The 13703-nt window shown below is 70.2% G+C and carries 11 protein-coding genes and 1 riboswitch; of the genes, 5 read left to right on the top strand and 6 right to left on the bottom strand.

Going from position 1 to position 13703, the window contains the following annotated elements:
* Positions 1–30 precede the first annotated feature (30 nt).
* The 4 genes from ACFYXS_RS07490 to ACFYXS_RS07475 form a co-directional block, all read right to left on the bottom strand.
* Positions 31–1554 (bottom strand): glycoside hydrolase family 3 protein, encoded by a 1524-nt coding sequence (locus ACFYXS_RS07490; RefSeq protein WP_389244932.1) that lies wholly within the window; start codon positions 1552–1554, stop codon positions 31–33.
* Positions 1551–2438, bottom strand: coding sequence for a carbohydrate ABC transporter permease (locus ACFYXS_RS07485; RefSeq protein WP_389244930.1), 888 nt, complete (start codon positions 2436–2438; stop codon positions 1551–1553). The genes ACFYXS_RS07490 and ACFYXS_RS07485 overlap by 4 nt, the downstream gene beginning before the upstream one ends.
* Before the next feature lie 5 nt (positions 2439–2443).
* Positions 2444–3412 (bottom strand): carbohydrate ABC transporter permease, encoded by a 969-nt coding sequence (locus ACFYXS_RS07480; protein WP_389244928.1) that lies wholly within the window; start codon positions 3410–3412, stop codon positions 2444–2446.
* Positions 3413–3514: 102 nt separating this feature from the next.
* A complete protein-coding gene (locus ACFYXS_RS07475) occupies positions 3515–4792 on the bottom strand; it encodes an extracellular solute-binding protein (RefSeq protein ID WP_389244926.1) in 1278 nt (425 codons plus the stop codon).
* 226 nt (positions 4793–5018) lie between these two features.
* Here ACFYXS_RS07475 and ACFYXS_RS07470 point away from each other — a divergent pair, with 226 nt between their 5' ends.
* From ACFYXS_RS07470 to mctP, 3 genes are all read left to right on the top strand, one after another.
* Complete coding sequence (locus ACFYXS_RS07470; RefSeq protein ID WP_389245799.1) at positions 5019–5798, top strand: GntR family transcriptional regulator; 780 nt, start codon at positions 5019–5021, stop codon at positions 5796–5798.
* A 161-nt stretch (positions 5799–5959) separates the two neighbouring features.
* Entirely contained in the window at positions 5960–6220 is a 261-nt protein-coding gene (locus tag ACFYXS_RS07465; RefSeq protein ID WP_389244924.1) for a DUF3311 domain-containing protein, read from the top strand.
* Positions 6217–7869, top strand: coding sequence for a monocarboxylate uptake permease MctP (gene mctP, locus ACFYXS_RS07460; RefSeq protein WP_389244922.1), 1653 nt, complete (start codon positions 6217–6219; stop codon positions 7867–7869). The genes ACFYXS_RS07465 and mctP overlap by 4 nt, the downstream gene beginning before the upstream one ends.
* 61 nt (positions 7870–7930) lie before the next feature.
* Here mctP and ACFYXS_RS07455 read toward each other — a convergent pair whose 3' ends face one another.
* Positions 7931–8902 (bottom strand): helix-turn-helix domain-containing protein, encoded by a 972-nt coding sequence (locus ACFYXS_RS07455; RefSeq protein ID WP_389244920.1) that lies wholly within the window; start codon positions 8900–8902, stop codon positions 7931–7933.
* A gap of 298 nt (positions 8903–9200) precedes the next feature.
* Positions 9201–9277, top strand: a riboswitch (cobalamin riboswitch).
* 148 nt (positions 9278–9425) lie between these two features.
* On the opposite strand from ACFYXS_RS07455, the gene ACFYXS_RS07450 reads away from it, so the two are divergent.
* Positions 9426–11813: a ribonucleoside-diphosphate reductase subunit alpha gene (locus ACFYXS_RS07450; protein WP_389244918.1), complete on the top strand. Its 2388-nt coding sequence runs from the start codon at positions 9426–9428 to the stop codon at positions 11811–11813.
* Complete coding sequence (locus ACFYXS_RS07445) at positions 11813–12823, top strand: ribonucleotide-diphosphate reductase subunit beta (RefSeq protein ID WP_389244916.1); 1011 nt, start codon at positions 11813–11815, stop codon at positions 12821–12823. The genes ACFYXS_RS07450 and ACFYXS_RS07445 overlap by 1 nt, the downstream gene beginning before the upstream one ends.
* A gap of 63 nt (positions 12824–12886) precedes the next feature.
* Here the strand turns inward: ACFYXS_RS07445 and ACFYXS_RS07440 are convergent, their stop codons facing one another.
* Complete coding sequence (locus ACFYXS_RS07440) at positions 12887–13678, bottom strand: hypothetical protein (RefSeq protein ID WP_389244914.1); 792 nt, start codon at positions 13676–13678, stop codon at positions 12887–12889.
* Positions 13679–13703 lie beyond the last annotated feature (25 nt).

Genomic DNA, 13703 nt, shown 5'->3' with positions numbered 1-13703 from the left:
TCTCTGGAACGGGTGGCGCCTCCGGGGCGGTCAGGCGTCGGCGTCCTTGCCGACGATGACCTCCGCGGCCGCTCGCCCGCACACGCGGGCCGCGCCGTGGGTCGCGATGTGCAGCGCGCCGGAGGGCGGAGCCTGGGGGACGCCCATCTCCACCACCGCCGTGTCCGGCCGGGCGGCGAGCAGGGCACCCAGCGCCTCGGCCATCCAGGGGTGACGGTGCACGTCACGGACCACTGCGACGATCCTACGGTTCGCCGCGGACCGGAGCACATTTGCGGTCAAAGCATCGCCCTGGCGGAAGGTGCCGGTCACCGTCCCCGGCAGGAGCCGGTCCAGTTCCGCGGCGACCCCCCACGGCGTCTCGGCGCCGACCGCGATGTTGGCGACCGGGGTGAACGCGGCGACGTAGGGCGCCTCGGCGATCGGCACGTACTCCTCGGTCCGGGTCACGCGCAGCGCGCGCCGGGCCGCCGTGAGGCCGATCCCCGGGTCCGGCGCGGTGCCGGCGGCGGAGCCGGCCGCCCCCGTGGTCCAGGCCGCGAGTGCCCGTACCCGGGCGGCCGCGTCGGCGAGCCGCCCGCGCGGCAGTTCGCCGGCGCGCACCGCGTCGACGATGGCGTCCCGCAGGGCGACCACGGTCTCCTCGTCGGCGAGGCCGCCGCCGACGCAGATGGCGTCGGCACCGGCCGCGATCGCCATGACCGTGCCGCGCTCGACGCCGTAGGTGTCGGCGATGGCGCGCATCTCGATGCCGTCGGTGACGATGAGGCCGTCGTAGCCGAGCTCGTCGCGCAGCAGCCCGGTCAGGACGGCGGGGCTGAGCGTGCCCGGGCGGTCCGGGTCGAGGGCCGGGACGAGGATGTGCGCGCTCATCACGGCCTTGGAGCCGGCGGCCAGGGCGGCGCGGAACGGGACCAGTTCGCGGGAGTGCAGGGTGTCCGGGTCCACGTCCACCTTGGGCAGGGCGTGGTGGGAGTCGACGGAGGTGTCGCCGTGCCCGGGGAAGTGCTTGGTGCAGGCGGCCACACCCGCGGACTGCAGCCCCTCGACGTACGCGGCGGTGTGCCGGGCGACGAGCAGCGGCTCGGAGCCGAAGGACCGCACCCCGATGACCGGGTTGCCGGGGTCGGAGTTGACGTCGGCGGACGGCGCCCAGTTGAGGTTGACCCCGCAGGCGGCCAGCCGGCGCCCCAGTTCGGCGGCGACGTCGCGGGTCAGGGCGGTGTCGTCGACCGCACCGAGCGCGAGGTTGCCGGGGAAGGAGGAGCCGGTGCGCGCCTCCAGCCGGGTCACGTCACCGCCCTCCTCGTCGGCGGCGATCAGCACCTCGGGCCGTACGGCGCGCAGTTGCGCGGTGAGCGCGGCGAGCTGCTCGGGCGACTCGATGTTGCGGGCGAACAGCGCGACGGAGCCCAGGCCCTCGGCGAGCCGGCGCAGCAGCCACTCGGGGGCGGAGGTGCCGTGGAAGCCCGGTTGCAGGACGGCCAGGGCGTCCCGGGCGAGGTCGTCGGCGTCCGCGGTGCCGTCGGGGATCTGGCTCAAGGTCTCGGTCATCCCTTCACCGCCCCGGCGGTCAGGCCGGCGGCGACCTTGCGCTGCACGATCAGGAAGAAGATCACCACAGGAACGCCCATCATCGTCGAACCCGCCATCATCGGCGCGTAGTCCGTGCCGCGCGAGGTGACGAAGTTGCCCAGCCAGACGGTGGCCGTCTGGTGCTCCTGGCTCATGATGAGCATCGCGTAGAGGTACTCGTTCCAGGCCTGGATGAGCGCGTAGATCGAGGTGGCCACGAGACCGGGGGCGAGCAGCGGCAGGACGATCCGGAGGAACGCGCCCATGCGCGTGCAGCCGTCGACCATCGCCGACTCCTCCAGCTCCTTGGGGATGTTGACGATGAAGCCGCGCAGCGTCCAGACCGTGAAGGGCAGGATGAAGGTCAGGTACGTGATGACCAGACCGGAGAGCTTGTCGATCTGGTCGATCTGGTTGAGCAGCAGGAAGACCGGGATGATCATCGCGACCAGCGGCACCATCTGGACGGCGAGGATCGCGACGATGACCGCCTTGCGGCCGCGGAAGACGAAGCGCGAGATGGCCAGCGCCGCCAGCAGTCCGATGATCAGGCCGAGGCCCACCGTCGAGCCGGAGACGATGAGGCTGCGGCCGACCGAGCCCCAGAAGTCGCCGATGTCGAGGGCGTCGGAGAAGTTCTGGAAGGACAGGCTGGTCGGGAAGAACTTGGGGTTCGGGTCGATGGCGTCCTTGGCCGGTTTGAACGCCGTGTTCAGCATCCAGTAGACCGGGAAGCCGGTGACCACCACGACCAGCAGGCCGAGCAGGTTGTAGACGGTGCGTCCCTTGCGGCGCGGGCGCCGGCCGACGCGGCGGGCCGGGGAGGCGGGCGGGGCCGCCGGGGCGGGGGCGGTGTCGAGCACGGTCGTCACTCCACCTCTCCGATCTTCAGCATCTGGCGCATGTAGACGGCCATCACGCCGAGGAGCAGCAGCACGGTGATGACGGCGATGGCCGCGCCCGCGTCGTAGTCGTTGGCGACGAAGGCCTGGTCGTACGAGTAGGTGGTGAGCACCTGGTAGTCCGGCTCGGGGTGGCCGTCGCGCATCAGGAAGACCTGCGGGAAGACGCCCATGTCCCAGATGACCGACAGGGTGGTCAGCATGACGATCAGCGGCTTGAGCACCGGAAGGGTGACATGCCGGAAGACCTTGACCGGGCCGGCGCCGTCCATCCGCGCCGCCTCCTCCAGTTCCTTGGGCACCTGTGTGAGGCCGGCGTGCAGGGTGATGGCGACGAAGGGGATGGCGCCCCAGACGACCATCAGGGTGATGACGAGGAAGCCCTGCCGGGTGTCGGTGAACCAGTTGTGGCCGCTGAAGTCGACCCCGGGCAGCCGGCTGATCAGCCAGTTGAGGACGCCGTAGTCGCTGTCGAACATCCACTTGAAGACGGTGATGGCGACGACGATGGGCATCGCCCAGCTCGCCACCAGCGCGATGTTGATCAGCGTCTTCATCCAGGGCGAGACCCGCTGCAGCAGCAGCGCCACCGCCATCCCGAGGACGAGGGTGAGCAGCACCGCCGCGATGGTGAAGAGCAGGGTGCGCAGGACGACGGCCCAGAATTCCGAATCGCCGAGTACGTGGGTGTAGTTGGCGAAGCCCTGCCAGTCGCCGGGCAGTCCCTGCCAGAGTTCGGCCTGCCCGTACTGCTTGAAGGACAGGGTGACCAGCCGGACCAGCGGGTACCCGAGGACCAGCACCAGGACGCCGATGGTCGGTGCGAGCAGGGCCCAGGGAAGCGCGGCCCCGCCCAGACGGCGTGGCTTGCGACCCGGTCCCGCCGGCTGCCGCGGGAGCGGCACCTTGTCGAGCGGTGTGTCAACGGCACTCATCATGTGCTCCTCGGCTACTCCAGTCCCTGGCGTTCGCGCACCGGGGCCGGCCGCCCGTGGGCGGCCGGCCGGCGTCGATCACTGTGCTGCCCTGACCACCGGTCAGCCGGCGTTGATCACCGCGTTGATCTGGTCGTCGGCGGACTTCGTCGCGTCCTCGATGGACGCCTTGCCGACGGCGATGTCGTTGAGCATGTTCTGCAGGATCTGCTTCTTCTCCACCTGCAGCCAGCCCGGCGCGGTCGGGACGAACCAGGTGTTCTCGTTGGCGCGGGCCGAGGCGGCCGTGGCCGGGTCGTCCTTCAGCGGCGCGAGCAGGGACTTGGCGTTGGGCAGGTTGCCCTTGGAGATCAGGACCTTCTGGGCGGCCGTGTCGGTGAAGTCGTTGATCCAGTCGGCGGCGAGGTCCTGCGCGGCGGACTTGGCCGGGATGACCAGGTCGGAGCCGCCGATGAAGTTCGGCAGCAGGTCGCCGTTCGGGCCGGGCAGCGCGAAGGTCTCCAGGTTGTCCTTGAGCTTGCCGGTCTTGTCGGTCTTCGGGTCGGCGGCGGCGCCGCCCTCCCAGCTGGCGCCGTAGATGAGCGCGGACTTGCCCTGGCCGTAGACGATGTAGCGGTCGGACTCGTCCTTGTTCTTGTCGCCGTGGAAGTACTTGTCGAGGACGCCCTTCCAGGTCTTCAGGCCCTCGATGGACTTGGGGTCGGACAGCGAGGCGGTCCACTTGCCGCCGTCCTCCTTGGCGACGTCGCCGCCGGCGTCCTTGACGAAGGCCAGCGCGGTGTACCAGTCCCGGCTGGGCTGGTACCAGGCGGAGAACTTGTCGCCGTTCTTCTTCTGGATCTTGTCGAGCGCGTCGGTCAGCTCGGCCCAGGTGGTCGGGGCCTTGGTGACGCCGGCCGCCTTGGCGACGTCCTTGCGCCAGGTGCCGACGCGGGCACCGGCGTAGTAAGGCACGCCGTAGGTCTTGCCGTTGTACGTGACCGAGCCCTCCAGGGCGTCCAGCCAGTCACCGGAGTTCTCGAACTTGCTCTTGTCGATCGGGGCGAACGCGCCCTTGACCAGGTAGCCGAGCGTCTCGGTGTTGCCCATCTCGACCACGTCCGGCACCTTCTTGGTGGCGAGCACGGCGTCGAGCTTCTGGTTCTTGGCGGTCCACTCGTAGTACTCGTGGTGGATCTTCACGCCCTTGTGCGCGGCCGTGAAGGCGTCGTCCGCCTGCTTCACCAGCTCGGGCCAGTTCTTCTGTGCGTCGACCGTCAGCCAGACGGTGATCTCCTTGGGCGCGGCGGCCTTGTCGGAGCCCTTGTCGTCCGAACCGCAGGCCGCAACGCCGGCGACCATGACTGCGACACCGATCGCCGCGATCAGCTTGCGCTTCACAACACCCTCCCCAGGGCAGTGAGTACCAAGTGGTGTAGACCAGTGCCCGAAGCTTGGCCTAGACCTTTAGGGGTGTCAAGGGTGTATAAGAGCACCGGTCGCGTCCGTTACCGGACCGACATCTGGGGCCCGTAACGCGATTTGGGCCCCGACCGTGCCACGATGTGAGCCGCGAATGACGGAGGAGCCGGTGACGGCAGCACGACAGCACTCGGGAGCAAAGGCGATGGACAGCGACGGCGAGACCGGAACGGCGGTGACGGAGTCCGCCGAGACCGCGGCGACCGCGGCCGGACGAACCGCCCGGGTGCCCAAGTACTACGGGCTCAAGCGCCATCTGCTGGAGCTGACGCAGACGATGCCGCCCGGTTCGCCGGTGCCTCCGGAGCGCACCCTGGCGGCGGAGTTCGACACCTCCCGCACCACCGTGCGCCAGGCCCTGCAGGAACTGGTCGTCGAGGGACGGCTGGAGCGCATCCAGGGCAAGGGCACCTTCGTCGCCAAGCCGAAGGTCTCCCAGGCGCTGCAACTCACCTCGTACACCGAGGACATGCGCGCCCAGGGCCTGGAGCCCACCTCGCAGTTGCTGGACATCGGCTACATCACCGCCGACGACCGGCTGGCCGAACTGCTGGACATGAAGACCGGCGGGCGCGTGCTGCGCATCGAACGGCTGCGCCTGGCCAACGGCGAGCCGATGGCCATCGAGACCACCCACCTGTCGGCGAAGCGCTTCCCCGCGCTGCGCCGCAGCCTGGCCAAGTACTCCTCCCTGTACACCGCGCTCGCCGAGGTCTACGACGTACGGCCGGCCGAGGCCGAGGAGACCATCGAGACCTCGCTGGCCACGCCGCGTGAGGCCGGGCTGCTCGGCACCGACGTGGGCCTGCCCATGCTGCTGCTGTCCCGGCACTCCATCGACACCGCCGGGCAGCCGGTGGAGTGGGTGCGCTCGGTCTACCGCGGCGACCGCTACAAGTTCGTGGCGCGGCTCCGACGGCCGTAACTTCCGCGAGATGCCGGGAAGTTCCCGGATGGTTCCCGCTCGGTTCCCGTCCATGGAGATCGTTTCCATACCGCAATGCGGACGGGTAGTGACGTGCGCCGGTGCCTCACCTAGATTTCGTGCGCATTACACAGGAGTGAGATCAGGACGGAGCCGCAGCAATGTCCGAGCAACCAACCGGAACTCCGGTCCGGCCACCGGTGGTCACCCCCACCCGTGTGATCGCCGGTGTCTGCCTCGTCATCCCGTTCGTCGCGATGCTCTGGGTCGGCTCGTACGCGAAGCCGACCCCCGACTTCATCGGCATCCCGTTCTTCTACTGGTACCAGATGGCGTGGGTGTTCCTCTCCTCCGGCCTGACGTACACCGCGTACGTCCTGGTCCGCCGCGAGGAGCGGGCACGGAAGGAGGGATCGAAGTGAAGGACGGGGTCAACGGCGTCGCACTCGCCGTCTTCATCTTCTTCTTCGTGGTCGTCACGGTGCTCGGCTTCCTGGCCGCCCGCTGGCGCCGGGCCGAGAACTCGCTGCACCTGGACGAGTGGGGGCTCGGCGGCCGCAGCTTCGGCGGCTGGATCACCTGGTTCCTGCTGGGCGGGGACCTGTACACGGCCTACACCTTCGTGGCCGTCCCGGCCGCGGTGTACGCGGCGGGCGCGTCCGGCTTCTTCGCGGTGCCGTACACGATCCTGGTCTACCCGCTGGTCTTCACCTTCCTGCCGCGCCTGTGGTCGGTCTCCCACAAGCACGGCTACGTCACCACCTCCGACTTCGTCCGCGGCCGCTTCGGCTCCAAGGGCCTGTCGCTGGCGGTGGCCGTCACCGGCATCCTGGCCACCATGCCGTACATCGCGCTCCAGCTGGTCGGCATCCAGGCGGTGCTGGACGTGATGGGCGTGGGCGGCGGCGCCTCGTCCAACTGGTTCGTCAAGGACCTGCCGCTGCTCATCGCCTTCGGCGTGCTGGCCGCGTACACGTACTCCTCGGGCCTGCGCGCGCCGGCGCTGATCGCGTTCGTCAAGGACACCCTGATCTACATCGTCATCGCGGTGGCGATCATCTACATACCGATCAAACTGGGCGGCTTCGACGACATCTTCGCCAAGGCGGGCGATGCGTACTCGCAGGTCAGCCCGGCCACCGGCAAGCCCCGCGGGGCCCTGACGCCCGGTGACACGGCACAGTGGGCGTACGGGACGCTGGCGCTGGGCTCGGCCCTCGCGCTGTTCATGTACCCGCACTCCGTCACGGCCGTGCTCTCCAGCCGCAGCCGTGACGTCATCCGCCGCAACACCACCGTGCTGCCGCTGTACTCGCTGATGCTCGGCCTGCTGGCGATGCTCGGCTTCATGGCGCTGGCGAGCGGGGTCGGGGCGGGGATCCCGGGCTACAACGGGCAGCTGGCGATCCCGCAGCTCTTCGAGAACATGTTCCCGTCCTGGTTCGCGGGCGTGGCCTTCGCCGCGATCGGCATCGGCGCCCTGGTGCCCGCCGCGATCATGTCGATCGCCGCGGCGAACCTGTTCACCCGCAACATCTACAAGGACTTCATCAAGCCGGACGCCACCCCGGCGCAGGAGACCCAGGTCTCCAAGATCGTCTCACTGCTGGTCAAGGTCGGCGCGCTGGTCTTCGTCCTCACCATGGACAAGACGGTCGCCATCAACTTCCAGCTGCTGGGCGGCATCTGGATCCTGCAGACCTTCCCGGCCCTGGTCGGCGGCCTGTTCACCCGCTGGTTCCACCGCTGGGCGCTGCTGGCCGGCTGGGCGGTCGGCATGGTCTACGGCACCGTGGCCGCCTACGGCGTCGCGAGCCCCACCCAGAAGCACTTCGGCGGCTCCTCCGACACCATCCCGGTCATCGGGCAGATCGGCTACATCGGCATGACCGCCTTCGTGCTCAACCTGGTGGTCACCGTCGTCCTCACCCTGGTCCTGCGGGCCGTCAAGGCGCCCGAGGGCGTGGACGAGACGGCCGTGAAGGACTACACCGCCGACGCCGGCGACCCCGGCGTGCAGCGGGACCTGCCGGGGGATCAGCCGGACCTGCCGGTCGCCGCCGGCCGCTGACGGCCACCCGCGCGGCCCACGGTCACGGGTCGCCGCCCTGGGACGGGGCGGCGGCCCGTCGTCATGCGCTCCGCGCCCGCTCGGGCCGGCGGAAGGTACGGCGGTACGCCTGCGGGGTGGTCCCCACCCAGCGCGCGAAGTGGTGGCGCAAAGTCGCCGCGTTGCCGAAGCCCGCGCGGAGGGCGACCGCGTCCACCGTCGCGTCCGTGGCCTCCAGCAACTCCCGGGCCAGCAGCACCCGCTGGCCGAGCAGCCAGCGGTACGGCGTCGTCCCGGTCTCCTGCTGGAAGCGGCGCGCGAAGGTGCGCGGCGACATGTGGGCGCGGGCCGCGAGCTCGTCGACGCTCACCTCGCGGTCCAGGTGGCGCTCCATCCAGCCCAGCACCTCGCCCACGGTGTCGCACCGGGTGCGCGGCAGCGGCCGCTCGATGTACTGCGCCTGGCCGCCCTCGCGGTGCGGCGGCACCACCATGCGGCGCGCTATCGCGTTGGCCACGTCGCTGCCCTGCTCCTTGCGGACCAGGTGCAGACAGGCGTCGATCCCGGCGGCGGTGCCCGCCGAGGTGAACACCGGGTCCTCGTCCACGTAGAGCACGTCGGGCTCCACCCTCACCCGCGGGTAACGCCGCGCCAGCTCCTCGGCGTGCCGCCAGTGGGCCGCGCAGCGGCGGCCGTCCAGCAGGCCGGCGGCGGCCAGGACGAAGACGCCCGAGCAGACGCTGAGCACGCGCGCACCGCGCTCCACCGTACGGTTCAACGCCCGCAGCAGCTCGGGCGGGTACTCCCGGCGCACATAGGAGTCACCGGCCGGCACCGCGACGAGATCGGCCTCCTCCAGCCGCTCCAGCCCGTGCGAGGTGCCGATGGTGAAGCCGGCCGGGGAGGTCAGCGTACGGCCCTCCGCGGAGGCCACCGCGAAGTCGTACGCCGGCAGTCCGTCGTCCGACCGGTCGAGTCCGAACACCTCGCAGACCACGCCCAGTTCGAACGGATGGACGCCGTCGAGCAGCACCACGGCCACGTTCTGCAGCATACGCCCAGCATGGCAGAGCTCTGGCAGGATTTCGAGGGAGTGCGTCAGTCCTGCCACTCCCGGTAGGGGTGCGCGAGGAGCACAGTCGAAGGCATGGAAACCCTCCTCGCCACCGTCACCGCACTGGTCTTCTTCCTCCTGCTGGCGCTCGCCGCCCTGACCGGACACGTCCACGACTCCCGGGACGGCCACGACTGGCACGCCTGAACCGGGCAATCCGTAACCGCCCCGACACAACATCTGGTGGCGCCACGGGCGGGCGCCACTAGATGTATGCTCGACTCCGCTGTCGCCGCAGGGGAAGCCGGTGGGAATCCGGGACTGCCCCGCAACGGTGTGCGGGCGCCTGACGGCATGCCCGCGAGTCCGAGTACCTGCCGACGGCACCGTCCGGCGCGCCGTCCGGACGGTGAAGTGTCCGGGCCTCGCGGGTTGGGCCGGCGGACGCGCCGCGGCATGCCCTGCCCTGCGTGCGCGCCGTCACTCCCCCTCGCGTCGTCGCCGTTCGAGGGAGAGAGCACACGTGACCATCGCGCCCGCCGCACCCGCCGCCGCATCGGAACCCGCCTCACTGGGAACCGACTTGCTGAGCTCCTTGACGGAGCTGACCGCAGACCTCCCCGACACCGACCCCGGCCGGGTCGCCGCCGCCGCCCTGCGCGGCCGCAGCGCCGCGGCGGACGAGGCGGAACTGCGGGCGCTGGCCACGGAAGCCGCCGCCGGACTGATCTCGGAGGACCCCCAGTACTCGCGTCTCGCGGCCCGGCTGCTGACCATCGCCATCGCCGACGAGGCGGCGGGCGAGGGAGCGGTGTCCTTCTCCGCGTCCATCGCCGTCGGCCACCGCGAGGGCCTGATCGCCGACGGCACCGCCGAGTTCGTGGCCACCCACGCCGCCCGGCTGGACGCCCTGGTCGACACCGCCCTCGCCGGCCACGCCGACGACCGCTTCGGCTACTTCGGCCTGCGCACCCTGCACAGCCGCTACCTGCTGCGCCACCCGATCACCCGCCAGGTCATCGAGACCCCGCAGCACTTCATGCTCCGTGTCGCCTGCGGGCTCGCCGAGGACCACACCACCCGCGCGCTGGACGAGGTCGCCGCGCTCTACGGGCTGATGAGCCGGCTCGACTACCTGCCCAGCTCCCCCACGCTCTTCAACTCCGGCACCCGGCACCCGCAGATGTCCTCCTGCTACCTGCTGGACTCCCCGCTGGACGAGCTGGACTCCATCTACGACCGCTACCACCAGGTCGCCCGGCTCTCGAAGCACGCCGGCGGCATCGGCCTGTCGTACTCCCGCATCCGCTCCCGCGGTTCGCTGATCCGCGGCACCAACGGCCACTCCAACGGCATCGTCCCGTTCCTGCGCACCCTCGACGCCTCCGTCGCCGCCGTGAACCAGGGCGGCCGCCGCAAGGGCGCGGCCTGCGTCTACCTGGAGACCTGGCACGCGGACATCGAGGAGTTCCTGGAACTGCGCGACAACACCGGTGAGGAGGCGCGCCGCACCCACAACCTCAACCTGGCGCACTGGATCCCGGACGAGTTCATGCGCCGCGTCGACGCCGACGGCACCTGGTCGCTGTTCTCCCCCGCCGACGTGCCCGGGCTGGTCGACCTGTGGGGCGAGGAGTTCGACGCCGCCTACCGCGAGGCCGAGGCGGCGGGCCTGGCCCGCAAGACCCTCCCCGCGCGCGAGCTGTACGGCCGCATGATGCGCACCCTCGCGCAGACCGGCAACGGCTGGATGACCTTCAAGGACGCCTCCAACCGCACCGCCAACCAGACCGCAGAGCCCGGCCGCGTCATCCACTCCTCCAACCTCTGCACGGAGATCCTGGAGGTCACGAACGACGGCGAGACCGCGGTCTGCAACCTCGGCTCGGTCAACCTCGCCGCCTTCGTCCTGGACGCCGGTGCCGGCGGGGACGTCATCGACTGGGAGCGGCTGGACGCCACCGTCCGCACCGCCGTCACGTTCCTCGACCGCGTGGTGGACATCAACTTCTACCCCACCGGTCAGGCCGCCTCCTCCAACGAGCGCTGGCGCCCGGTGGGCCTGGGCGTGATGGGCCTGCAGGACGTCTTCTTCAAGCTGCGGCTCGCCTTCGACTCCGCCGAGGCCACGGCGCTGTCCACGCGGATCGCCGAGCGCATCATGCTCGCCGCGTACGAGGCCTCCTGCGACCTCGCCGAGCGACACGGCCCGCACCCGGCCTGGTCCGAGACCCGCGCCGCCCGTGGCGTCCTGCACCCCGACCACTACACGACCGAGGCGAACTGGCCCGAGCGCTGGGACGCCCTGCGCGCCCGCGTCGCCGCCACCGGCATGCGCAACTCGCTGCTGCTGGCGATCGCCCCGACCGCGACCATCGCCTCCATCGCGGGCGTCTACGAGTGCATCGAGCCGCAGGTCTCCAACCTCTTCAAGCGCGAGACGCTCAGCGGTGAGTTCCTCCAGGTCAACTCCTACCTGGTGGACGACCTGAAGAAGCTCGGCGTGTGGGACGCGCAGACCCGCGACGCCCTGCGCGAGTCCAACGGCTCCGTCGAGGGCTTCCACTGGATCCCCGCCGACGTCCGCGCCCTGTACCGCACCGCCTGGGAGCTCCCGCAGCGCGCCCTGATCGACATGGCCGCGGCCCGTACGCCGTACCTCGACCAGAGCCAGTCGCTCAACCTCTTCATGGCCTCGCCCACCATCGGCAAGCTCAGCTCGATGTACGCGTACGCCTGGAAGCGGGGCCTGAAGACGACGTACTACCTGCGCTCCCGCCCGGCCACCCGCATCGCCCAGTCCGCCCGCGCGGCGGCCCCGGCGATCATCCCCGTGCAGCAGGCGACACCCGACGCCGACGCGATCGCCTGCTCCCTTGAGAACCCCGAGTCCTGCGAGGCCTGCCAGTAATGAGCTCCACCAAGAACCTGCTCGACCCGGGCTTCGAGCTGACCCTGCGTCCGATGCGCTACCCGGACTTCTACGAGCGCTACCGCGACGCGATCAAGAACACCTGGACCGTGGAGGAGGTCGACCTCCACTCCGACGTCGCCGACCTCGCCAAGCTCTCGCCCGGCGAGCAGCACATGATCGGCCGCCTGGTCGCCTTCTTCGCCACCGGCGACTCGATCGTGGCCAACAACCTGGTGCTGACGCTCTACAAGCACATCAACTCCCCCGAGGCGCGGCTGTACCTGTCGCGGCAGCTCTTCGAGGAGGCCGTGCACGTCCAGTTCTACTTGACGCTGCTCGACACCTACCTCCCCGACCCCGAGGAGCGCGCCGCCGCCTTCGACGCGGTGGAGAACATCCCCTCCATCCGCGAGAAGGCGCAGTTCTGCTTCCGCTGGATGGACTCCGTGGAGTCCATCGACCGCCTGGAGAGCAAGGCGGACCGCCGGCGCTTCCTGCTCAACCTGATCTGCTTCGCGGCGTGCATCGAGGGCCTGTTCTTCTACGGCGCCTTCGCGTACGTCTACTGGTTCCGGTCCCGCGGCCTGCTGCACGGCCTGGCCACCGGCACCAACTGGGTGTTCCGTGACGAGTCCATGCACATGGACTTCGCCTTCCACGTGGTCGACACCGTCCGCCGCGAGGAGCCCGACCTCTTCGACGAGGAGATGGCCGAGCAGGTCACCGCCATGCTGGACGAGGCCGTCGAGGCCGAGCTGCAGTTCGCCCGCGACCTGTGCGGCGACGGCCTGCCCGGCATGAACACCGACTCCATGCGCGAGTACCTGCAGTGCGTCGCCGACCAGCGCCTGGTCCGCCTCGGCCTGCCGGCCCGCTACGGCTCGGAGAACCCGTTCTCCTTCATGGAGTTGCAGAACGTCCAGGAGCTGACCAACTTCTTCGAGCGCCGCGCCTCCGCGTACCAGGTCGCGGTCGAGGGCTCGGTCTCCTTCGACGACGACTTCTGATCCGGACCGCACCACGTGACGAACGGGTGGGGCCCGGCCGCATCGGCCGGGCCCCACCCGCGGTCACTTCAGGGCGACCGCGTCGGCGGCCGAGGTCGCCGGACCCGTCGTGGCCGTACCGGAGAAGACCCAGCGCCAGGCGCCCGCCGCGGTGGCGGTCATCTTGACGCTCACGCCGCCGCTGCTGTTCGTGGTGGCGGTCTTGACGGTGCTCCACTTCGTGGAGCCGGCCTTCTTGAACTGGAGCCTCACGGGCTGCCCCGCGAAGGTGTGGTACTTCAGGTCCTGCCAGTCCGCCCGCTTGAGCTGGCCCTTGACGGTGAGCGTGCCGCGCTTGGCGACCGGCTCCGGACCCGCGTCGGTGGTGAACACCGCCCCGCGCCTCACCTTGAACCGGGCGATGGCGTCACTGATCCAGTAGTCGCCGTCGTTCGCCCGCACCGTGGCGTTGACCTGCCAGAGGCCGGCGACCTGGTTGGCGTTCCAGCCCTCGATGCCGCCCTCGCCGTACGGCCGGATCCAGTCCGGATGGATGGCCATGGTGGCCGTGCACACCGACGTCGTGGCGCTCTTCTTCGCGCAGCGGGTACCCGTCCAACTGACGGGGCCGAACCCGTTCGAGGCGTTGAAGGCGCTCACGTGCGAGACGCTCTTGACCCCGGAGTTGTCCCTGATGGTCATGACCACCGGGAACACCACGGTGCCCTTGGTCCCGACGCTCACATCCGTGCCGCCGTGCACCACGGTCTTGATGACCCGGATGTCGCCCCGGCCCTCGGCGTGTGCCGCCGGGGCACCGAGTATCACAAGTGCCGCCGCACCCGCGGCGGCGGCCGTCAGCGCTCTGTTGCGCAATGTCCCTCCCCTGTGTGTCCCCGGC

The sequence above is a fragment of the Streptomyces sp. NPDC002574 genome, assembly GCF_042889545.1.
Lineage (GTDB): Bacteria > Actinomycetota > Actinomycetes > Streptomycetales > Streptomycetaceae > Actinacidiphila.
Note: the sequence above shows the minus strand (reverse complement) of the source record. Positions and strands in the feature narration are given on the sequence as shown.